The sequence below is a fragment of the Psychrobacter sp. FME6 genome, from assembly GCF_014861365.1.
GTDB lineage: Bacteria > Pseudomonadota > Gammaproteobacteria > Pseudomonadales > Moraxellaceae > Psychrobacter.
This window is the reverse complement of record NZ_RRYW01000014.1, coordinates 16616-40121: the sequence shown is the minus strand read 5'-3', so window position 1 is coordinate 40121 and position 23506 is coordinate 16616. Positions and strand designations below refer to the sequence as shown.

Annotated in this window: 20 protein-coding genes; 5 read left to right on the top strand and 15 right to left on the bottom strand. The window is 43.3% G+C overall.

The genetic code is table 11. The annotated features are described in order from the left end of the window. Window positions 1-67: 67 nt before the first annotated feature. Entirely contained in the window at window positions 68-796 is a 729-nt protein-coding gene (locus EI162_RS03595) for a CHAP domain-containing protein (protein ID WP_192523061.1), read from the bottom strand. Between the two features lie 164 nt (window positions 797-960). On the opposite strand from EI162_RS03595, the gene EI162_RS03590 reads away from it, so the two are divergent. Further along, the gene (locus EI162_RS03590; RefSeq protein WP_192523060.1) at window positions 961-1476 is read left to right on the top strand and encodes a hypothetical protein; all 516 of its coding nucleotides are present in this window, start codon (window positions 961-963) and stop codon (window positions 1474-1476) included. 298 nt (window positions 1477-1774) lie between these two features. Here the strand turns inward: EI162_RS03590 and lpxC are convergent, their stop codons facing one another. The 12 genes from lpxC to EI162_RS03530 form a co-directional block, all read right to left on the bottom strand. Beyond that, window positions 1775-2692 carry a UDP-3-O-acyl-N-acetylglucosamine deacetylase gene (gene lpxC, locus EI162_RS03585; protein WP_192523059.1) on the bottom strand — a complete coding sequence of 306 codons (918 nt, stop codon included), beginning with the start codon at window positions 2690-2692 and terminating at the stop codon, window positions 1775-1777. Between the two features lie 498 nt (window positions 2693-3190). Next, entirely contained in the window at window positions 3191-4390 is a 1200-nt protein-coding gene (gene ftsZ / locus EI162_RS03580; protein WP_192523058.1) for a cell division protein FtsZ, read from the bottom strand. Window positions 4391-4670: 280 nt separating this feature from the next. Then, window positions 4671-5963: a cell division protein FtsA gene (gene ftsA / locus EI162_RS03575; protein WP_192523057.1), complete on the bottom strand. Its 1293-nt coding sequence runs from the start codon at window positions 5961-5963 to the stop codon at window positions 4671-4673. A gap of 179 nt (window positions 5964-6142) precedes the next feature. Continuing rightward, window positions 6143-6937: a cell division protein FtsQ/DivIB gene (locus EI162_RS03570; RefSeq protein ID WP_192523056.1), complete on the bottom strand. Its 795-nt coding sequence runs from the start codon at window positions 6935-6937 to the stop codon at window positions 6143-6145. Between the two features lie 417 nt (window positions 6938-7354). After that, window positions 7355-8473, bottom strand: coding sequence for a D-alanine--D-alanine ligase (locus tag EI162_RS03565; protein WP_318779285.1), 1119 nt, complete (start codon window positions 8471-8473; stop codon window positions 7355-7357). Between the two features lie 71 nt (window positions 8474-8544). Next, window positions 8545-9984: a UDP-N-acetylmuramate--L-alanine ligase gene (gene murC, locus EI162_RS03560; protein WP_192523055.1), complete on the bottom strand. Its 1440-nt coding sequence runs from the start codon at window positions 9982-9984 to the stop codon at window positions 8545-8547. Between the two features lie 87 nt (window positions 9985-10071). Next, entirely contained in the window at window positions 10072-11154 is a 1083-nt protein-coding gene (murG, locus tag EI162_RS03555) for an undecaprenyldiphospho-muramoylpentapeptide beta-N-acetylglucosaminyltransferase (protein ID WP_192523054.1), read from the bottom strand. A 323-nt stretch (window positions 11155-11477) separates the two neighbouring features. Beyond that, on the bottom strand, window positions 11478-12449 hold the full coding sequence (gene gshB / locus EI162_RS03550) for a glutathione synthase (protein WP_192523053.1): 972 nt from the start codon (window positions 12447-12449) through the stop codon (window positions 11478-11480). Window positions 12450-12531: 82 nt separating this feature from the next. Next, on the bottom strand, window positions 12532-13251 hold the full coding sequence (gene pyrE, locus EI162_RS03545; RefSeq protein WP_192523052.1) for an orotate phosphoribosyltransferase: 720 nt from the start codon (window positions 13249-13251) through the stop codon (window positions 12532-12534). A gap of 61 nt (window positions 13252-13312) precedes the next feature. Beyond that, window positions 13313-14311: a hypothetical protein gene (locus EI162_RS03540; RefSeq protein ID WP_192523051.1), complete on the bottom strand. Its 999-nt coding sequence runs from the start codon at window positions 14309-14311 to the stop codon at window positions 13313-13315. A gap of 178 nt (window positions 14312-14489) precedes the next feature. Beyond that, window positions 14490-15329 carry an SDR family oxidoreductase gene (locus tag EI162_RS03535; RefSeq protein WP_192523050.1) on the bottom strand — a complete coding sequence of 280 codons (840 nt, stop codon included), beginning with the start codon at window positions 15327-15329 and terminating at the stop codon, window positions 14490-14492. Window positions 15330-15403: 74 nt separating this feature from the next. Then, window positions 15404-17710: a DUF4105 domain-containing protein gene (locus EI162_RS03530; protein ID WP_225735288.1), complete on the bottom strand. Its 2307-nt coding sequence runs from the start codon at window positions 17708-17710 to the stop codon at window positions 15404-15406. 276 nt (window positions 17711-17986) lie between these two features. Between EI162_RS03530 and ampD the strand changes: the two genes are divergently transcribed. The 3 genes from ampD (at window position 17987) to EI162_RS03515 (ending at window position 21030) form a co-directional block, all read left to right on the top strand. Continuing rightward, window positions 17987-18577, top strand: coding sequence for a 1,6-anhydro-N-acetylmuramyl-L-alanine amidase AmpD (gene ampD / locus EI162_RS03525; protein ID WP_192523049.1), 591 nt, complete (start codon window positions 17987-17989; stop codon window positions 18575-18577). Between the two features lie 163 nt (window positions 18578-18740). After that, complete coding sequence (murJ, locus tag EI162_RS03520) at window positions 18741-20291, top strand: murein biosynthesis integral membrane protein MurJ (protein ID WP_192523048.1); 1551 nt, start codon at window positions 18741-18743, stop codon at window positions 20289-20291. 115 nt (window positions 20292-20406) lie between these two features. Continuing rightward, complete coding sequence (locus EI162_RS03515; protein WP_192523047.1) at window positions 20407-21030, top strand: DUF4878 domain-containing protein; 624 nt, start codon at window positions 20407-20409, stop codon at window positions 21028-21030. A gap of 37 nt (window positions 21031-21067) precedes the next feature. Here the strand turns inward: EI162_RS03515 and EI162_RS03510 are convergent, their stop codons facing one another. Next, window positions 21068-21721, bottom strand: coding sequence for a GNAT family N-acetyltransferase (locus EI162_RS03510; RefSeq protein ID WP_192523046.1), 654 nt, complete (start codon window positions 21719-21721; stop codon window positions 21068-21070). Window positions 21722-22034: 313 nt separating this feature from the next. Here EI162_RS03510 and ribF point away from each other — a divergent pair, with 313 nt between their 5' ends. Next, window positions 22035-23048, top strand: coding sequence for a riboflavin biosynthesis protein RibF (gene ribF, locus EI162_RS03505; RefSeq protein WP_225735289.1), 1014 nt, complete (start codon window positions 22035-22037; stop codon window positions 23046-23048). A 173-nt stretch (window positions 23049-23221) separates the two neighbouring features. Here ribF and EI162_RS03500 read toward each other — a convergent pair whose 3' ends face one another. Then, on the bottom strand, window positions 23222-23461 hold the full coding sequence (locus EI162_RS03500; RefSeq protein ID WP_192523044.1) for a DUF2789 family protein: 240 nt from the start codon (window positions 23459-23461) through the stop codon (window positions 23222-23224). Window positions 23462-23506 lie beyond the last annotated feature (45 nt).

The window sequence follows — 23506 nt, the reverse complement described above, 5'->3', positions numbered from 1 at the left end:
AACCAGCAATGTCGTAAAGAGCATTACTGGGTTTGGAGAAAAGGGTTCGCTTAAGCTGAGCTCAATATTACTTATCAGCCATCGCTAGGTAGATACCACTGTTTGATGCATCATCAACATATTGTGAATCACGCCACGTTGTATAGTTATGATGACCGCCATATGGACTGATGCTGTTTTGACGGAAGTCAGATACCCAACCATTACCATCAAATATCTGAATATGACCATGTGGTCGTCTAGATGTACGATCATAGACTACGACATCACCCACTTGAGGCTGCATATCATTACTGATTTTGGTAAAGCCTGCATTGGCAAGCGTACCACGAGAGGCGTACTGATAGGCTGAAGGATTAGGCGTAAACTCATAACCAGCTGATTGTAATGCTTTACGCACATAGCGAGCGCAGTAGCCTGAGCTTCTAGATAATGCCACACGTGATGCGCGTGATGCTGCGATAGCAGGGGCAGAGTTACTATCAGGGACACGACTTGCTTGCTGCTGGCGCTGTTCGTAAGACAAACGGCTGGTCAATGAGGCAAGCTGATATTCTTTTTGCTTAGCATGAGCACTTAAGTTATCAATCGCTTGACTGATCTCATCGTTACTATATACATGTGCACCATTATTAGTGCTATAGATATTGCGACTAGAACCGTAGTTCGCAGAAGTAGAGATATTTGTGATGGTATGACTCAAGGTATTATTTGATTGAAAGGTCGTTTCGGCAGCACCACTCGTCTGTGCTACACCCATTCCCAATACTGACAAAATTAATAAAGCTTGTTTCATAAATTTACTACCTATTGTGAATACAGGATTGCTCGTCATCCGTGACAAAGCATGAATTAATTTAGCGGATATAGTCATGAAATAAACATGATAAAATCCTTGTTACAACAGCGCGCTGTTTATAATAAACATCGATTCTGTCACCTATTAGATGAGTTATTACGATGTCAAAAAAACAACCTAACCGACTTGCCCAGCTTATCGACCATCAAGCTTTTGCTGGTAGTGCGCTACCTCAAACTCTTGCTGACAATATGCGTTTATATATACAAGCAACCACTGAAGTAAAAACCCTTTTGGTAGATTGTCTACCTGAGGAAATCCTCAATAGCTGCTGGGTCGTGGGCTTAACTACTGAGCAATTGATACTCAGTGTTGGCTCGATGACCGCTGCCAACCATATTCGCTATTTACAAAGCGCTTACTTGCAAGTGTTAACAGAGCAGTCAATTACATTTAAACAACTCAAGCAAATTCGCGTCGTAGTAGCTAAGACATCTGCCAATAATCATTATTCTAAATCATCATCAGCTTCTTCAGTGCCCATTTCAAAACCTGGTAAAGCCAATGGAAATCAGGCTCTTAGCCAAAACACAAAGCGGACTATATCACAGGCCGCAGACCATGTCACCACTGATGAAAACCTCAAAAAAGCACTTTTGCGCTTGGTAAATCACTAAAAAACGGTGTGCCCAAACGTAAAGTTATGTAAATAAAATCGTAAAATGAGGGTAGTAACACAGCAAGTTTGTAATGACGCGAACAAAAAAAATCATCTGTTGGTGACTTTCAAAATGTGAAAGTCACCAACAGATGATTTAGAAATTATCCACAGCTTTTATGGTCTCTACCCTAGAGCAGAATTGTTAAAGTAATCTAAACAATATATCCAAATATCAGCATATTATATGAGTGTAACTAGAGCCTAACTATGTAATATTGCGTAAATGTTTCGATACTTCGTGTATATTCCTGTATTCATCCTTCAACCGTCAGGCCGCTCAAAGGGAAATACTCGATAGGACAAGTTACATTGTCATCAAATGTTACAATTTCAAAGTTATCATGGTCAGATAATATCTCACGTACCAATAAATTATTTAACGCGTGACCAGATTTATAAGCATTAAAACGACCCAAAATTGGATAACCAATCAGATATAAATCTCCTAAAGCATCCAAAATCTTATGACGGACAAACTCATCATTGAATCGTAAACCGCCTTCATTAAGCACACTGGCCTCATCAATGACGATAGCATTGTCCATGCTGCCACCCAAAGCCAAGTTGTTCTGACGTAACGCTTCGATATCGCGTAAAAAGCCAAAAGTACGTGCTGAACTCAATTGTTCGATGAAGTTTTGTGTCGAAAACTGTAGCTGTGCGTGCTGAAAGTCTTTATCAATGGCAGGGTGATCAAAATCAATCTCAAAGTTTAACTCAAACCCCTGATAAGGACGTAGTTCTGCCCATTTATCATCGACCTTGACGCGTACAGGCCGCACAATCTTAATAAACTTCTTTAGGGCATCCTGTTCACAGAAACCCGCATCAAGTAACAACCCAACAAAAGGTGCAGCACTACCATCCATAATCGGTATCTCAGACGCCGAAACACGAATCAACAGGTTGTCTACCCCTAAGCCAGCAATCGCACTGAGCAGATGCTCAACCGTACCGACACGTGTGCCGCCAAATACGAGATTGGATGACATCATGGTATCTTGTACCAAAAATGCACTCGCTGGAATCGGTTGGCTGCCTTCAATATCGGAACGCTCGAAAACAATGCCGGTATCAATTGGTTGCGGATGAAACTCTAAGTCAACAGGCTGACCACTGTGGAGACCAGTACCCGTAACGGCTATCGCAGTTTTTATGGTTCTTTGGTTCATGACTGTCTTCTCACATATTTTGTTACAATTGCCATAGTGTATCATTACACACCCCCAGTTCGCCACAATTAAAAACGGCTAATTTTCTTATCTCCTTGATTGATAACACTTATCGTCGATATTTTATTGATTATTCCTTTCTCTAAACCACTTATTAAAAATTCTATAAATAGTCACAAACCCATCAGTTGTTATGAAAATAAAGCCTCATTCATTCGTCTACCTCATCAATTTTTGATATATAGTTAAAATACTTTAAAAACGCTACGATACTGCGGGTATAGTTTTTTTGCAGCCTCTGTCTGCGTAGGCACAGCAAGCAAGAAAAAACGGTACCTGCAGTACGTGATGTAGCGATATTACTTCTCACTGACTATAAATACTTCTCTCTGGGCAAATAACGCTAATTTATAAGCACAAAAAAGCCAGCAATTGATGCTGGCTTTCCTTAATTTCAAATATTTAAAACACTCAGAGCATCTCAAACAGTCAAGACGCCTATCTATTTTGTTGACGCTTCAAATAGTCCTGAATACTATTTGTTTTGGTTTTAGGCTGCTCTTGTGGCGCATTTGAGCGCGCTGCAGTATCCTGATACATTTGCGCTTGAGATTGTTTTTGACTGTTTAAAGCACTGGTATGTAAGTTTGGATCGACAGGCTGTGTGCTGTTAACAGAAGGAACTGGCGTCTCTACTACTTCAGCCTCTTCGCCAGCGTGCTCATCTAGAGTCAGACCTGTTGCAATGACGGTTACATGCAAGTCATCACCCATTTTTTCATCAATGACAGAACCATAGAAAATGTGCGCATCATCGATATCGGTAATTTCTTCGACTATCGTACTAATTTTGCTCATTTCATCTAATGATAAAGATTCAGAAGAAATCACGTTGACCAGTAAGCCTTTGGCATTCTCTAAACGTAAATCATCCAAGAGTGGAGATCTAATGGCTTTTTCGGTCGCTTGACGCGCACGATCATCACCACTGGCACGGCCAATACCCATCATCGCATGACCTTTGGCGGTCATAGCGGTACGAATATCGTTAAAGTCAATATTGATCATACCTTCACTGGCGATGGTTTCAGCAATACCTTGAACAGCGTGTAGTAAAACATCATCGGCCTTTTTAAAGGCATCTTGCATAGAGATATTGCCGTAGACACTCATCAGCTTGTCATTTGGAATGGTGATGATAGAGTCAACGAAGTTGGTTAGTTGCTCAATGCCCGCTTTGGCAGCTTTGATACGTTTACCGCCTTCAAATTTGAAGGGTGTGGTCACGACAGCCACGGTCAATACTTCCATTTCTTTAGCAATACGCGCAACCACTGGTGCTGCACCCGTACCCGTACCACCACCCATACCAGCGGTAATAAATACCATATCTGAGTGTTCGAGTAGTTGGCGGATGGCTTCTTCTTCACTTTCTGCCGCTTCACGCCCCACTTCTGGGTTTGCACCCGCGCCTAGGCCGCGGTTTGTTTTTGCGCCAAGTTGTAATTTATGAGGGGCCGTCAGACGATCGAGCGCTTGTTTGTCCGTGTTTGCACAGACAAATGTTACACCTCTAATCCCTTGTTGTACCATATGCTCAACCGCATTACCGCCGCCGCCGCCAACACCGAATACAGTGAAGCTCGCTTGGCCATTATTTTGAAGCTGGTTATCATCTGGCATGGTGTATTTTGACATAAAAAAGATTCTCCAGTTGCAGATAGCGTGATGATTGATACGTGGTAACGCACTCATATGGCGCACTATCGACATACTATATATAAATGTATTTAAATAAAACAGGGCTATGGCTTAAATAGTTTATGTGCAGACAACAATAGGTCATCATCACACAGGGCATTGCTTTTTACGTGACTTTATTTTAAGTGGCTTGAGCTCACTTAACTGTATTTTTTCTTAAATAGTTTAAGGGCCTTTTATTAAGCACGCTAGGTTCTAGGCACTCTAGAAAGCAAACCTATAATATCTTTTTTAGCACACTAGCAAAACGTTGCCCTGCGCTTTGAAAAACGCCTGTCACTCGGTTCTTTTGAATCGCTTCAGGCTCACTTTTTTCACTTCGGCGGAACTGCTCGCTTTGACTATATAGTAATGTACCAAATGCGGTTTGATAAGCACGATCATTGACCTGAATATTCAGTTGCTTAAATGACTCATCATTATCGAAATGGTTATATGCACTAATAGCAGGATGTGTATTGGTGAGCACTACTGGCATTTTAAGCAGTTTTTTGGTGAAGGGTATCATACCTTTTATCACACTACCGCCACCAGTCAGTACGATGCCTTTATCAATATAACTGATTAAATCTGCTTCATGTAATTGACGAGCCACTTCGGTAAAGATTTGGATGTAGCGAGCCTCAATAATACGGGCTAGATTATAAATACCGACATTAATTTCATCTCCTGAGCCTTGTGGCTTAAAGATAAAAAACGAGCTGGGATCGACACTATTGACATCAACAGTACCATGAGTCTTTTTGAGTTTTTCAGCTTCGATCATTGAAATTCCAAAATCTGCTGAAATATCCATGGTGACTTCATGACTACCCGTTGCAATACAATGGGTAAAGATCAGTTTATTTTCCTTATAAACACAGATACTCGTCGTACTAGCACCGATGTCTACCAAACAAACACCTTGCTGACGCTCATCGCTCATTAGACTATATTCAGCACTGGTCACCGCATCGAATACGATATGATCGATACCCACATCACAGCTTTGCAATAGCTTTTGGATGTTCTGACGGCTAGCGACAGGCAGCATCATCATATGATACATCACGGTGATATTGTGCGCCATTGTTTCAATGGCATCGTCGACCATAAAGTCTTGTTCATCAACATAAATGCCCTGCTGACAGCAATGCATTAAGTAGTAATCTGATGAAAGGTCGCGTGACTTGGCATTGGACAAAGCCTGCACCATATCTTTGGCACGTACAACATCATCTTCTACTCGTACTTCGCCGGCGCTGTTCTTACTAGATAGTTCAGGCGTTGCTAAGGTCAGCCACACACTATGCACACGGCAATTGGCTATATCTTCTGCTTCTTGAATAGCTTGTTTGATAGCGCCTTGCAAACGTTCACGATGCTTTATTTGACCTTGATAAAAATCGCTGTTTTTGACTTGCCCTACACCTAGAATACGAATGTCTTTTGCAGAGACAACATTGCCAATGACGACATACACTGCCGTGGCACTTAAATGGACAACAACCAGATTTTCAGTATTTTTCATGTTACCAGACAAATTATCGCTAAACGGAAGACCAAGTGATCGCCCATTAAATCATTAAAAAAAGCGCTATCAAGACGCGATGAAATATTATATTCATTATTTATACTATAAAAGCAGTCAAGTTAAAACTTTAAATGCTCATTAGTTTTTAAAACCATTATCTATAAATCTATCTATGGCTACTGTGCTTCGCCATTTTGGGGTTGGGACATATCCCAAGCGATAGTAAAACCGTTCTTATAACGCAAATCTACCGACTGTATCTCATCTCGGCGTTCCTTTAACTGATTGCCGAGCAGCTGACTTAAATTCAGCAGCTTTTGCGCAGTATCTTCATTATCAACGATGACACGTAACCCACTATCAAAGCGAATCAACCATGTCATTCTGGGTGATAAAATAATATCTGCAACTTGTATACCAAGTGGCGCATACCAATCATTGACTTGCTGCATCTGCTGCATAATGACCGGCGCTTGTGTTATCTCACCTTGCAAGGTAGCAAAGCGTTCTTGCGTTAAATCTCTACTATCAGCAGGCACAAAAACTGCCCCTTTTGCATCGACCAAACGCTCTGTACCAAAATTGGCGACTGCTTGTTTGGGCAAGGCAGTAACCACGATGCCGCGTTGCCAGTCACGCGAGATACTCACTTGGTCAACCCAAGCCAAACCCGTCGTAATGTCTCTTAGTGCTTGCAGATCAGAGGTAAAAAAACTGCTAATTTTTCGTTGATTCATAACCTGTTGCAATGAGCTGTATTGCGCAACCGTCAAACCTTGGTTGTTGACATGAATAGCAGCAGGAGGGGCATCACGTAACGCTTTTCCACCCATTATCAATATTAGCACTAGCAAACCTAATACCAACACCATAAATAGATACTTAACCGATGTTGGTACTTGGAACTTAGATATTGGCCGACTACCTTTATCACTCATCAAGTCAGTTACCCCGTTGACAGTTTGAGCCATGACGACCTATGTCCCTATATTTGCATAAAACTGTTCATGCTATTTATGGATATGAACCTGCATATTTTCTTGCAGAACTTTATGGATTTGATAGGTTATAAATTAATAGTGGGTTATACCTATAAAAACTATAAACCTCACTAAAACAGACCTATACTTACAATATTAACGTATTTTATGGTTAAACAATAGCCTAACCCCTACTAGTGACAACGAATTTACACAAGTTTACATGATGCTGTGCTATAGCAGCTCTAGCGATACATTAGCTGGTATTTATTTAACAAAACTCGTTCTCTATAAATACCCTTTTTATTATAAATACCGTGATAAACACTATTGGAAAATAGCGAAATCACGGTTGCGCTGCGGTATTAGACGTAAATATAACTACTATAACTACCGTTCAAATGATAATTAAACGGTCTGCGCTAATATATGCCAGCATAGCGTATCAAAATCCATACCTCGAGCCTTGGCAGCCACCGGCACCAAGCTATGACTGGTCATCCCTGGTACGGTGTTAATTTCGAGTAACCAAAAGTTGCCCGCTTCGTCTTGCATGGCATCAACACGTCCCCAGCCTTTAGCATCAACCGCACGAAAAGCGGCCAGACTTAATGCTTGTAGATGCTTCTCATCATTGGCATTTAGACCGCACGGAATATAATAACTGGTGTCGTTACGGTTATACTTGGCTTCAAAGTCGTAGAAGTTAGTGATATCGGCAGGCTCCAGACGAATGACCGGATAGGCCTCGTCGTCGACAATAGCAATGGTAAATTCGCGACCCGTTATCCAGCGCTCGGCCATTACTGCATCGCCGCACTGCACTGCTGTGGCATAGGCAGCCGGCAGCTCATCAAGATGATTTACCTTAGTCATGCCAATGCTGGACCCTTCGTGAACAGGCTTGATGATAAGCGGCAGTCCTAGCATATTGACTACTTGCTGCCAGTCGGTATCCGCAGTGAGCAATGAAAATGGCGCGGTCGATAAGCCGCATCCTTGCCATAACTGTTTGGTACGAACTTTGTCCATGCCCAGCGCAGATGCCAAAATACCTGAACCCGTCTGCGGAATATCAAGCCATTGCAGCACGCCTTGTAACAAACCATCCTCGCCGCCGCGACCATGTAACACATTAAAGACGCGGTCATACTCGCGTATTTCAATAATATCTTGGTGCTTAGGGTCAAAGTGAGTCGCGTCGACGCCTTGATTTTGCAGCGCCTGCAATACTGCTGCCCCACTGTCTAAAGAGACGCTACGCTCATTACTGCTACCGCCATAGACCACGGCCACCTTACCAAAATCACTAGCATCTGTTACTTTACTGGTCATAGTGCCTAAAGCTTCTTTGTGAGTCGCCTTGTCATTTTCAACCGTTTCATTCGCCACATTATCCTGTTCTATTTGTGCAGCAGCCGCTAGAGCTGGCTCTGGATTGACAATTACAGACTTATCTTCAGCGTCATCGGTAGCATTAATACTATTATGGTTGTTTACGTTTTCTTGATTGTGATTCGTCGACATAGCGCTCGTTCCTAATAAAGATCATTCCTAAAATTCTTTCTAAATTATTCAATATAAAACCGATATAAAAGCTATTTGATATAAAGATTATTTGCGGCCAAATCGACAGCAATCTGCCCTATATTACCAGCACCTTGAGTGATAAGCATGTCATTGGCTTTTAATAAGCGCTGCATCACGGGTGCGAGATTGTCTTTATCAATAATCGTCGGTTCAACGGCACCGCGCAGGCGAATACTACGTGCTAATGACTTGGTATCAGCGCCTGCAATGGGACTTTCACCTGCTGAATATACCTCTAATAACAATAGCTCATCGACGCTTGAAAGCACTTCAACAAACTCATCGTAGCAGTCACGTGTGCGGCTATAACGATGCGGCTGAAATAACATTACTAAACGGCGATCGGGGAAGCTTTGACGGGCGGCTTTGATAGTAGCATCGACTTCTTTTGGATGATGACCATAATCATCGATAAGTAACACATTACCATCATCGATATCGACAGAGGCGTGTTGTTCAAAACGACGCCCAACGCCCTCAAATTTTTGTAAGGCACGCTTAATGGCTTCATCATCTACGCCTTCATCGGTCGCCATCGTGATGGCGGCAAGGGCATTATAAACATTGTGAGTACCAGGGATATTAAGGGTCAGATGTAGTGGCTCACGGTCACGGCGCAGTACGGTAAAGTGAGTTTTTGTGCCTTCGCTCACCAAATCAACAGCCTGTACATCGTTAAAAGGCTCAAGACCAAAGGTCAGTACTGGGCGACCAATATCATCAATCATCGCATATAATTCAGGATCATCACCACAAACCACTGCCAAACCATAAAACGGCATGTTTTGTAAAAACTGAATATAGGCCGCTTTTAACTTATCGAAGCTGTTTTCGTAAGTTTCCATATGGTCTTGATCGATGTTGGTCACAATCGCCGCCATCGGATGCAAGGATAAAAACGATGCATCAGATTCATCCGCTTCAGCCACCAAGAAACGACTGCTACCAAGCGCCGCATTTTTACCAGAAGCGTTTAATTTTCCGCCAATAACATAGGTAGGATCGAGCTGTCCTTCCGCCATCATAGTGGTCAATAAGCTGGTCGTTGTGGTCTTACCATGAGCGCCAGCAACGGCGATACCATGACGATAACGCATCAACTCGCCGAGCATATCAGCACGGCGTACCACGGGTAAACGCGCTTCGAGGGCTGCTTTTACTTCAGGGTTGCTACGATCAATCGCTGACGATACCACGATCACATCGGCATCGGCGATATTTTTGGAGTCATGACCGATAGCGATAGCGATACCAATTTGTGCTAAACGCTTAGTGATTAAACTCTCAGCAATATCAGAACCACTGACTTGATAACCCTGGTTTTTCATCACCTCTGCGATCCCACACATCCCCGAGCCACCAATACCAATAAAATGCAAATGCTGAATACGGCGCATCTCTGGTATTTCAATCAAACGCTTGGGTAGAGCTTTCGCAGAGGTAGACATAAGGGTTTCTCTTTATTAAATACTAGTAAAATTTAATGAATCAAAATAAATGAAGATAAAAATAATCGGTTACAGAAATACAAGCTATTACGCTTGCCAAATGATATCGGCAACCTGTTTGCTGGCACTTCGGTTGGCAAGCGCATGGGCTTTTTTTGCCATCGCTAAGCAATTACCGCGGTCAAGTGCAGTAAGCTCATGGCTCAAACGCTGTGGTGTTAGCTCAGACTGCGGTAATAAAATCGCGGCTTCATGCGACGTTAAGGTGCGAGCATTAGCCGTCTGATGGTCATCAACTGCGTGGGGCAGCGGCACAAAAATAGCAGCGATACCGACATTTTGAATTTCAGTGACCGTTAAAGCACCTGCTCGGCAAACGATAATATCTGCCCAATTATAAGCCGCGGCCATATCATCGATAAAGGGCTGGACAGTAAATTGATGCGCGCTTAAATCTTCACTATCATACGCCGCTTGCGTGGCTGCTTCGTTATTGCGGCCACATTGATGACGTACTTCAAAAGGACGGTCGATCAAAGCCAGTGCCTTTGGTACTGTGTCATTCAATACTTCTGCACCTAGCGAACCACCAACCACCAACAGTTTAAGTGCTGAGCTGTCATTAACATCATAACGCACAGTAGGTTCGGCGACACCCGTAATAGCATTACGCACAGGATTGCCCACCGTTTCGAGCTTTACATCCTGTTCACTATCAGCAAAAGTATGTTCAAATGCTTGCAATACTTTGGTGGCCATTTTAGACAAATAGCGATTACTCATGCCAGCGATGGCGTTTTGCTCATGGATAATCAGCGGTTTTTTGGTCAGACGTGCCGCTATACCGCCAGGCGCACTCACGTAACCACCAAAACCAACGACCATATCAATATTATTACTACGAATGACCTTGACAGCAGCCATCGTCGCCGACAGTAAAGTCACTGGCAATTTTAATAAACGTCCGACACCCTTACCGCGTAGCCCTTGCATATCAATCGCATGAAACTTATAACCAGTCGGTTCAACCAAACCGTTTTCCATACCATTTGGTGTTCCTAGCCAGTGAATGACCGCACCGCGCTGGGTTAATTCCTCAGCCACTGCCAGCGCCGGGAACACATGACCGCCAGTACCAGCTGCCATCATCAATATATGCGGTGTTTTCATAAACGCTTGCCTATCTTTTCTTTATTTATATGAAGGACTTACTATCCAAGATTATCTCAGTCATCGACAAATAATGACCTATAAAAACTCGCATAGTATAGTGTAAATCGTTGATTAATATATAGTACTTTATGCATCGTTAATAATAAAAATCCAAGCCGTGAGCAATCGCGACTTGGTTTTGATAAATACCACGAAACAATGACCGAAGCATCGTTATTAATAGGGCTTTAACGATGTATCGACGACACATCTTAGCACAACTATTTTTCATCATTGTGCCCATAGATTAGTGTTAAATCACCCTATCATTGCTGTGTATCTCAAATCGCCAATTTATTTTCGATAGCGATGATAAGGTCAGTCGCGATATCGGTACCGCACTGATCGTCAATCTCACGGACACACGTTGGACTGGTGACATTAATTTCCGTAATGCGCCCACCAATTAAGTCCAAACCGACGAACATTAGCCCTTTTTCTTTGACAATAGGTGCGACCACTTCTGCTACTTGGCGTTCGATATCAGTCAATGCCATGGCCACGCCGCTACCGCCAGCAGCAAGATTACCACGCGTTTCACCTTTTACCGGAATACGCGCCAAGCTATAATCGACGACGATGCCATCAACGATCAATACCCGTTTATCGCCTTCCTTAATCTCTGGCAAATAGCGCTGCGCCATAATCGGCAAAGTTTCAAGTTCAGTCAGAATCTCAAGTGTGACGCCAATGTTTGGGCTGTCAGCGGTTAAACGGAAAATGCCAGTACCGCCCATACCATCTAAAGGTTTGACGATGACGTCTTGCTGCTCAGCGATAAATTGACGAATATGTGCCTGTTTACTGGTCACAATGGTTGGGCTCATATGCGCACTAAACCAGGTGGCAAATAATTTTTCATTACAGTCACGAATCGCTTGTGGGTCATTGACCACAAGTACACCTGCGGCTTTGGCATGGTCGAGCATATAAGTTGCATAAATAAAGCGCATGTCGAACGGTGGGTCTTTACGCATCAAAACCACATCATAATCGCTGATTGAACCTGTTGCTTTTTCGCCCAACGTATAAAAATCCTCAGGGTCACGCTTTACCGTCACTGACTGTGTATCGACCATTAATTGTCCATGATCCAACCATAAGTCATGAATCTGGCAATAGCCAAGGTGATGGCCACGATCTTGCGCCGACCACATCATCGCAAGACTGGTGTCTTTTTTATAATTGACCTGTTCGATAGGGTCCATAATGACGAGTATATTTAAAGATTTTTTTGGCTTTTCTTGACTCATAATAAGGCTCATTTACGTAATATTATTTATATATAAAAATGACACGCTAGCATTACGATTACATGGCAGCGAATGCGATAAATTATACGCCGTACTGCGCGCGGTAATGCTGCATTTTTGCAAGTTGAGTAGCGTCTTTGTGTGGGCTGCTATCTTCTGCCAAATAACTGATTAAGTCATCGATATCAACCAATGCATGTACTGGCACCTCTAGTGTTGAGGCAAGCTCTTGGATAGCAGAATGCTCAGCCAAACCTTTTTCTTTACGGTCAAGGGCCACGATAATGCCAGCAACGCTTGCGCCTGCTTGCTCTAAAATCTCTACCACTTCACGCATCGCCGTGCCAGCGGTAATGACATCATCAAGCACCCAAACTGCCTTACCATTGACATCAGCGCCAACCAAATTACCGCCTTCGCCATGAGTTTTGGCTTCTTTGCGGTTATAGCCCCATTTGGCATTGATGCCATGATGCAGCCATAAAGCTTGTGCGGTTGCCGCCACAAAAGGAATGCCTTTATAAGCGGCACCAAAGATGACCAACTCCTGCTTCTCTTCGCCATTATTGACAGCAGCCACTTTTTCAGCGAGAGCATCCGCATAACCACGTGCTAATAACGATAACATCTCACCCGAAGCAAGCAGCCCTGCATTAAAAAAATACGGACTGATACGACCAGACTTGAGTACAAACTCACCAAATTTTAGTACTTGATTGTCCAAAGCCAACTGAATAAATTGATGAGAGGCAAAAGAAGGGTGCTGGGCAGATGCAGCATTAGACACTGGAGCATTGAGCATGGAAGCATTCCTATTAGCGAAAAGAAGGATTAAAAAACTGCATTATTGTACGCATTATTAATCAGCTTGACCAACCATTGATATTATAATCTTGCATATTAGGATAGCGGCTCAATAGACCGCAACGCGATGAGAGATTAAAATAACACTGTTTATCCTGACTAACCTGTATGTCCCAGCCCAAATGATAAGCAGCCACAATAATATGCCCCGCAAAAACTCGAACTTGACGGTATGCATGGCGCTGTGCTGGGTCAAGGGTGATTTGGCTGAGCAGATAGCTGCGTACATACTGGCAAATTTGGTCAGCGCTATAGCTATGGTTGATACTCTTGCGCCTACTGCATTGCTTTAGAGCATGAACAGCAACGCTACACGCCATAATGTCAGTGGCCAAGCTGCCCTCACCTGTCTCGAACTGCTGCGGTTGCAAAACCACTTGCCAGTCATCGGCGTAGAGACTACTGAGTAACTCATCTGGATTATAACGTTTGGTCAATGCACGCAAAGAGTTATGTGGATTCTTAGCATGCTCATCAGTAGCACCATCAGCCTTTATTGGGTTATCAATACCGCCAAAACCATAACGAGTCAGTTTAGGATAAGCACGCAGTACTTGCTGGATATCTGACATATCGAGCAACGTCATCTCACTCAATGGTGATAGTAATGGCTGCTCGCTATGATTGTGATAAAAGCTATCAGGAAACTCGACCAGCTTAGCCGCTCGCAGTAATGACAGATGCTCAGCTAAAGCTTCTGTCGCAATCACAGCCCACTTCGACAAGTTATCTTTGTTAGGCTGATAAAACCGCGTAGAGCTTCCGTATAGTCGGCGTAATTGATTGTCTAAACGGCGGGCAGGCTCAGGAATATCACTCAATGGTCTTGCAGGGTCAAGTGGCGATTGATTGGGATCAAAATTAGGATGCACAATCGCCGGTTGGTTACTGTTTGCTAAAACAGCTGACTGCTCAGCATGAACTTCTGCAAACTGCCCCTCTGCTGCTATGAAGTCAGCACTGAATAAACGGTCATCAGAAGTAGAAGGCTGGGTCATGAAAACTCCGTAAGCTAGCAAGTTGAGAGTAAATCAGAAACTCACTTCGAAAAATATAAGGGACAATATGAAAAACAACATGAAGAACAATGTGTAAAACAAGATAAAAAACCAGACTAAGCCCGATAGCCATAGTAAAAGATAAGGAGCTATAAAGCTGATCGGATAAACGGCTGTCTTACTGTTGATGCTGTAAAATATCTTGATAGCCTGCTTGCCAATCAGGATAGTCCAGCCAAGCTAACGGAATATTGCTGTGCAAGCGTTTTCCCGTCACCGCTGTTTTTTTATTATCGATAGTAGGTGGCGTCTCATTGATTTGCTCACTCAACCAAACGCTTAGCTCAAAGGTCGTCACCGGTAAATAATCGGTCGCTATATAAATTGGCTTGGGTGCATCTATCGTCAGAACGTTTGCAATAATATTGACCAAATCGCGATCCATAATACGATTGCTCCAATGAGCAGCGGCCACAGGGTCTTTATCTTGCTCACGGGCTTTACGCAAACGCATTAAGCGTTCACGCCCATAAATACCACTAGGACGAATGATGACGGCTTTATCACCAAAGCCCTGTTGTAATGCCTGCTCTGCCTGTAATATAACCTGCGATGCTTCGCGATCAGGAATGACTGGCGTCGTGGCCTCATCAATCCATTCACCATTATCTTGCCCATACACACCCGTTGATGAGATAAAAACAACGCGCTCAAGTGAGGTTAATTTGTCAGCGAGTTTTGCCAAATGCTGATTAATAGCCAAATAGCTATCATGATAGCCGCTGGTAGAATACTCATCGGGAGTGACAACAATCGCTATACGAGTAAAGCCTTGCAGCTGTTCAGCGGTCAGGGTCAACGCATCGGCTTGCACAAACTTGACCTTATCGTCTAAGGGATAATGATGACGCTCATGACGTGCCAGCCCAGTGACACTTAAACCATCATGCGCAAGTTTATTGGCGACTGGTAAACCAATATCGCCTTGTCCAATAATTAATAAATTTTGCATACCCATCATATCTCCTTGCTGTTGCCCATTGTCCATCGTCTAAGAGCCATTATTTAAAGCCGACTATTTAAAAACTGGCTTTAAAAGTAACGCATATATGACAACTGTATGTCTTCGTTGGCGTCAACACGATCTTGCCAATCGTAACTGGCATTGATACGTAAGGCTTGTTTTTTATCGATGTCGTATTGTAGACCTAACGTCGATATTGGCTGCCAATAATGGCCGCGAGCATTAGACTCATCACTGCGGCCATGATACCAATATGGCAGTTGCAATTCAGCCTGCGCGCGTAACTGATTGTTAATCTGATACAGGCAGCCCGCATTCACGCCTGCGCCAACACGAAAGCCTTTGTTGATACCGCGTCCTGCTTGCACCGCACCTGTGGCAAAGGTATAACAAAGCTGCGGCGGCATCTCTCCGCTGACTACGCCTGATGAATCACTACGCGGTGTACCAAATGCCCATGACTTACCATATTCAAATGCGGTGCTGCCAACCAGATGGTCAGTGCCATCCTGCTGTGAGCCGTCATTGATACGGGTGGCCTCAATACTTGCTCCCCATGTTTGATCTTTTTTGGCAGAGTTCACTGGATTAAAAGAGCGCCCACGAATGAGGGTAAAGTTCTGTAGCTCGACACTGCTTGGCTGATTAGGCTTGCCATTATTGTCATCTTTGTCATAGAAACGCAGCGTTGCCTTGATGCCTTCCAAATCAAAAAACTGCGGAAAACCTGATGGGCGATCTAGCGTGCCATGGAAGCCTGCACGCAATCCAACATCAATATAGTTATTATCACCGTGCTGACCGATGCCAATATGAGCACGCTGTAAAGGGTGGCGATCTAGCGGATTATTATCAGAAGCGCCAATCACTGGTGGCTGTAATAACTTACCATCTGCTGACATACTAGACGCCATATTGCTATCAGCGGCTTTAAGCTGCTGAGCGTCTTGTTTGCTCAAATCTTGATAACCAAGCTTTGCTGCCTGCTGCGCCTCATTCAATTGCGCTTGCCGCACCGTACTATCTGCAGGTGTATAACGCGTACTTGTCAGCAACTTTTCATCTTTGAGCAAGTTGATCACATCCGATGGAATAACCACATAAGGCAGCTGACTTAGTAAATGCTGCTCTGGACGCACCACGTCGATAAGGCGTAAAATCTCAGACGCACAGTTGTCCGTTGTAAAGTAATACGGTAATGCCAGATCCTTGGTTTCCCAAACGTGTAGCATGATTTGCTGTACTTCTTCTGGGGTCAGGTCTAATTGATACGTCCACGTATCGCGCTCATCCTTTTTTAAATAATCGGCCAGCTTTTTGGGATAAGGGTCAATTTCGATAGCATTATCGTAGCCGCCGCTTGTCGCCTTGATGGCATAAATTAAAAAGCTATCATCACTGTCGCCATCGACCGTATCATTAAGCGCATAAGCATGATGAATCTGGCTAAAATCTGCGGCGCTGGCTTTTGAGTCGATACGTAATAAAGTATGACCAAAAGCAGAAATAGGATTGTCCAAGTACTCTTGAGCGAACATAACTGACAGCTGCTCGGGAGCCAACTCTTTCATCCAACCATCAAGCTCTGGGCAACTGGCGTTCAGCGCTGAGATATCCACATTCAAACTGTCGGTGAGCCACTTAACTCGCGCAGGGAAACGGCACAATACAGAACTGCTTAAAACAGGGCTATTTGAGATGGCACTACTTGAGGTGGTCTGAGCCGTACTGTCATGACTTTTGGCTTCGTTATTAGATTCGTCAGCGGCTGGCGGGGCTCCTTGCGTCATTTCCTGTGCAAGCGCGGCTAATAGCGCATCCAGCTCTGCTGCTGAGTCCTGTTGACCGTTGTCACTCAAAAAGAAATCTTGGTCATCAACCAGACTTTTCCCCTTGTTTTTTCCAAACAAGCCTTTTTTATCATCAATGAAGTAGAGCATCCGTCGCCATGTCGCATGCTGAGCAAGGTTTCCTGTCTTTGCTTGCTTGCGCCATGCTGTTAATAGCTGATCGGCCTTAGCATTATTAACATTGCCATTATCAATATTGGCGTTACTGGTATTATTAATATTTTGATTAGCGGGCGTACGATTAGTGACATCTTTATTTGAGGCATTATTTGACTTGATGTTACTATTTAGCGCAACAGGCTCAGTCAAATCCGTATCAGAGCTCTGTTGCTTAGCGCCTATTTGAGCTTTAGCATCAGCGTCTAGTGCTAAGTCGCCTGTAGCCATTAGCGATGCTGGCGTGGGTAAAAATGCCTGCGCCTGTGCAGTCAACAGTAACCCTGCAATCGTCAATGGCAGACGCGCGCGTTTGCTTATCTTTGTGGGCCGACCATATACTGCCATAAGGCTTGAGTTTATAAACATGAAGTAAAATCTCGCACTGTGGAAACCATACGCTTATCGCGTGATTAAGTCTGTTAAATTAGCAGAATGTATATTCTGAACGATCATCTTTTTGTAGGTCTGTTTGCCATTTATAGCCAACCTACGATAAAAGAGGTCCATTAAAAGCGCTACATTCAAAATAGCACTCTGCTAGTATCGTTTTTATTTAGACCTGATTGTATAAAATTAATGATAAAAAACATTTATTGCCCGCTTATTAGGGCGCGCCCTAATAACATTATAAAAGAGAGTATTATGTCCATAGCATCGCCAATGATTATTAACGACGGTCGATTATCAGCGGCTACATGGCTGGCATCACCGAACTATAATGAACGACCTGAAAACACTATTATTGACACGATTGTTATTCATAACATCAGCCTGCCGCCCAATGAGTTTGGCGTATGTGCTAATGACGGTGTGCATTACGTAAAAGCATTATTTACCAACCAACTTGACTGGGATGCCCATCCTTATTTTCAGACGATTAAAGGCGCAGAGGTGTCAGCGCATTTACTTATCGAGCGTGACGGTAATATTACACAGTTTGTCAATTTTGATGAGCGTGCTTGGCATGCCGGACGCTCTAGCTATTTGGGCCGACGTGAATGTAATGATTATAGCATTGGCATCGAGCTTGAAGGGTCAGATTTTGTGTCCTTCAGCGCCGCACAATATGACACGCTGGCAAAAGTCATCGCTGCAATATACACGGCCTACCCTAAAACTCGTCGTCATTTGACTGGTCATAGTGATATTGCTCCCGGTCGCAAAACTGACCCCGGTGATTATTTTGAATGGACAAAATTGCGTGAAAAGGTCGCCGACAACCTCAGCCACTGAGTCGTATTCATACAACAGAGCATTTGCATAACCAATTCATTTATCTAGTTTAGTTATCTCAATTATGAAAGTGCTATAATCTGTCAGTTTTTTAATACCAGCAAATCAGCAAACAACCATCAGTAAACAACCATCCCTAAACAAATTAGCACAATAGGTTATCATGGCAAAAAGTCGGTTATTTCGTTCAACCATGGTGGTCAGCAGCATGACCATGTTATCGCGTATCTTAGGTCTAGTACGCGACGTCGTCTTGTTAGGCGTGTTTGGTGCAGGCGGCCTGATGGATGCCTTTTTAGTCGCTTTTAAAATACCCAACTTTTTGCGCCGGCTGTTTGCAGAGGGAGCTTTTAGCCAAGCATTTGTACCCGTACTGTCTGAGTACAAAGAAAAGTACAGTTTACAGCAGGTACAGATTCTAGTCAGTCGCACGTCAGGCGCGCTGCTGCTAGTGCTATCTATGTTGACGCTGGTGGTTATTTTAATTGCCCCTTGGGTGGTAACCTTATTTGCTCCCGGGTTTGCCGACCAACCTGATAAATTTGCCATCACTGCCGAATTACTACGCCTGACCTTCCCCTATTTGCTATTTATTTCTATGACCGCTTTTGCCAGCGGTATCTTGCAAAGCTACGGACGTTTTGCAGCACCTGCCTTTGCACCCGTGTTATTAAACTTGTGTATGATTGGTGGTGCGCTGATTTTTGCGCCTATGTTTGATACGCCTATTATGGCGCTTGGCTATGCGGTCGCTATCGCCGGTCTACTACAATTTTTGATACAACTGCCGCAGCTATGGCAACAAAAGCTGCTGGTCGCCCCAAAGGTCGACTTTCAACACGAAGGCGTGCGCCGTATTTTAAAACTCATGCTGCCTGCTATCTTCGGTGTTTCTGTCACTCAGATTAATTTATTATTAAATACTATTTTTGCGTCTTTAATGATTGGTGGTTCGGTTTCTTGGCTCTATGCCGCAGAGCGTATGAGCGAGCTGCCGTTAGGACTGATTGGTGTAGCAATTGGTACCGTTATCCTGCCAAGCTTGTCAAAAAGTGAAGCCCAAAAAGACGATGTTAGCTTTAAAAAGACCATTGATTGGGCAGCACGCTTAATTATTTTGGTGGGTGTTCCAGCATCAGCGGCACTATTTATCCTTGCCGATGTCCTGATGCAGGCGCTATTTTTGCGTGGTGAATTTACCTTGCGTGATGCGCAAATGAGCTCGCTGGCACTGCGTAGTATGGCCGGTGGTATATTAGGCTTTATGTTGATTAAAATATTTGCCCCTGCTTTTTTTGCTCGCCAAGACACCAGAACACCGGTAAAAATCGGTATCATTTCAGTTTTCGCCAATATGGTTTTTAGTGTCATTTTTATCGGTATATTCTATTTTTTAGAAATACCATTGCACGGTGGTTTAGCGCTTGCAACCACAGGTGCAGCTTTTGTGAATGCCGGCTTGCTATATTACTTCTTGCATAAGCGCGAGATTTTCCGTTTTGGGAGTCATTGGAAAAAACTGTTCGCCCAGTTTGCGGTTTCTACCGCTTCTATGGTTGGTGTACTTTATATCATGCTGCCCTACTTCCCAACCGATGGTGCTCAGTGGCGACGTGTCGCGGCTTTGCTGATTATGTGTGCGGTTGGGGCACTGGTTTATGGGGTGGTGTTACTGGCGACAGGTTTCCGCCCTCACCAACTAAGACATGGATAAAAAATAAGCCTTAACTTACCAAACCAAAACAAGCCTAATATGAGAATTGACAGCTAATGCTGTTGATAGTTGCCATAATTGGTCGTTAATACATAACTGAATTTTGAGGGCTAATATGACAACCAAACAATCAACATTACCACGCTTACCAATCATATTTACTGCTGGTGTGCTAAGCGCTGGGCTACTCTTAAGCGGTTGTAGCAATAATGATATGGATACAGAGAGCACAGATACGGCCGGTAATAGCGACGATACGGCAGCCGTCGTTGACACTCCAGAAGAGAGCACAACTGCTCAAGAAAAAGAAGCCTTAGATAGCAATGCTGACAGTGAGCAACCAGCTAATAATGCTAAAGACAAAACTGATATTGATAGCGATAATATTAATCCAGTTACTTCTTCAGCCAAGCAAAAAAGCCTAGTGACCAATAAAACCCAAACCAACACGCCTGAAGATACCGTCAAACAAGCACTGGATAGTTTGTATTACGGTGATGTAAAGCAAGCCGCCACCTACTACAAAGTAGATATGGCAAACTTCGAAGAAGAGCTTGCTAAGACCCAGTCTGCTTTTCAACAAACGGTTGATAGTGTCACTATCACTGATACCACATATAATGACGATAAAACCCATGCCACTATCACTGGTGAGCTGATGCTAAAAGAACAAAGTGAACCTGCACCACTGATTTACGAGCTACAAAAAATCAATGATGAATGGAAAATATTGGGCTAAGCGAGCCTGATACCGTATCCATTTTATCTAAGTTTGGCTATATCATCTGATTTGTTGTCACTGCTTTGCCAAGCATCACCACATCAGCGATAAAACCCTGCATATCACAGACTTTTGGCATATATCCCCACTGCTCAAAACCAAGCTTACGGAATAAACCTAAGCTTGGCTGATTATGAGCAAAGATAAGTGCAACCACATTATGAATACCCAAACTTGGCGCTTGAGCGATCATCCAGCGTGTTAGTAAGCTGCCTAGCCCTCGACCATGATAATCTCTATGCAGATATATACTAATCTCAGTACTGATATGATAAGCCGTGCGCGCATATAAATCACTAAAACTGCCCCACGCTATTATTGGCGCTTCTGTGTACTGCGTGCTTTGAGTTGCTTCGACCGTAACATGAATAACAGCTTTGACCACATAGATAGGACGCGCCTTATTGTTTAAATGCTCCTCAAACCAATCTGTGCGCTCCTCACAAGTCACTGGCGTTAGATTGGCAGTTGCTTGCTTGCCGGCGATACTTTGATTGTAAATTGCCAAGATTTTTGGCAAATCCTCTACACTTGCACGCTGCACCATAAAACCATCGTTGAGCGTATCTACTGCCAAAACAGAGTGCCTAAGATTAAAAGCCGCATTAAAATCAGCATTAAAAACAGGATTAGAGCTAGCGTCAAACATAGCATCTCCATGATGGCTATTTATTATTAATAGAAAATGAGCATTAATTTATTAATGACTTGGACGTGTCATCACTTCAATCTATGGACAGATAAATGGCTAAGCAAGAAAACTCGCGCAGGCCAGATAAAGTCATGGGTTTTTAAACTTGATAGTGTTGTTGTTTGATTATCAGCAGACTATAGGATGTTAGTATGGTTATTTTACTTTATAATGACTGATTTTGAACGCCTCGATTTTAAATATAGAAGTGTTTTTTGTTTTTTATCTATCATAGCTGAAATTTATGAACACCTATTTTCTTGAGCAACTGATGGCGTCTCCAAGCACTTCGCCAGCCAATACTAACCCAGTAGATTTAGCACCCTGCGTGCTGACTATCGGTAACTTCGATGGTGTGCATTTGGGTCATCAAGCGATGCTCGCTCAAGTTCGCGAACTTGCCCAAGCACGTGAGCTTAGCCCTGCGGTAATGATATTTGAGCCACAGCCACGTGAGTTCTTCGCTCCAGATACGGCGCCTGCTCGCCTAACCAATCTTGCTGAAAAACAAGCCTTGCTCACAGATTACGGTGTTGAGACATTGATTGTCGCAGGCTTTGATGCTGAATTTCGCTCATTGTCTGCACAAGCATTTGCAGATATCTTAGCGCAGCGTTTAAATGTGCAAGCGTTGGTATTGGGTGATGATTTTAAATTTGGTCATGATCGCACTGGAGACAGCCAGTTTTTACGAGATTATGGTTTGCATGTGACCAATTTACATACGATCAAAGACGATAGTAATAAAGCCGCACGTATTAGCTCGACTCGTATCCGTGATTTATTATTAGCCGGTGACATTGATGCCGCTAATACGTTACTTGGTCGCGATTATACGATGACTGGCATGGTGATTGGCGGCGATAAAATTGGTCGCACCATGGACTTTCCCACTGCTAATATTGACTTAAAACGCTTAAAACCTGCTTTACATGGCATCTTTGCCGTTGATGTAGTCATCCTCGATGATGAAGGCAATGTGGTACCGAACGGCTTAACGGCTCTCACGGATAGCGCAAATAAAGGTATCGCAGGTTTGCGTCCGCACAGCTTATTTGGTACGGCCAATCTGGGCATCAGACCCTCTGTGGATAAAGAGCATGATTGGCGCTTGGAAGTACATTTTCCAGAACTGCACGCCAATCTATATGGATTGACTTTACAGGTACGCTTTTTGCATTATTTACATGGTGAGCGGCATTATGAAAGTTTAGAAGCGCTGAAAACTGGTATCCATAATGACGTAAAAGCATTGGTTGAGTGGCGAGCGCAGCAACCTAATTAGATTGCCAATCAACTTACATGCGAGCGTCGATATTTATGATTTACAAAAAAACCCACAGCGTTTATAACGTTTGTGGGTTTTTATTCTATAGTTAATTCACTTTCAAACCGATACGAGTGCTACCAACGTATCGCTTTTATTTAGAACTGCCTATATGCTAGTTTTTCTCTTCTCTATGCATCTGGATGCATACGCACATTTAAATCATCAATAATTTCGACCCATGCTGCATCTTTATTCCATTCTTCCTGTAAAAAAGCGCGTTGGTTATCGCTCCAAACGTCAGCTTCTATTAATTTTTCTTCTTTTGACAGTTTATTCTTGTCAATAAATTGATCAATGGCTTCATCAGAGCTATCAAGTCCTAACTGAGCAAACAGCTCATTCATATTGTATTCAGGTTCACCCAACATAAAACTTCTCCTTAAATGACGCAGATTTTATTCTGCTTATTATTT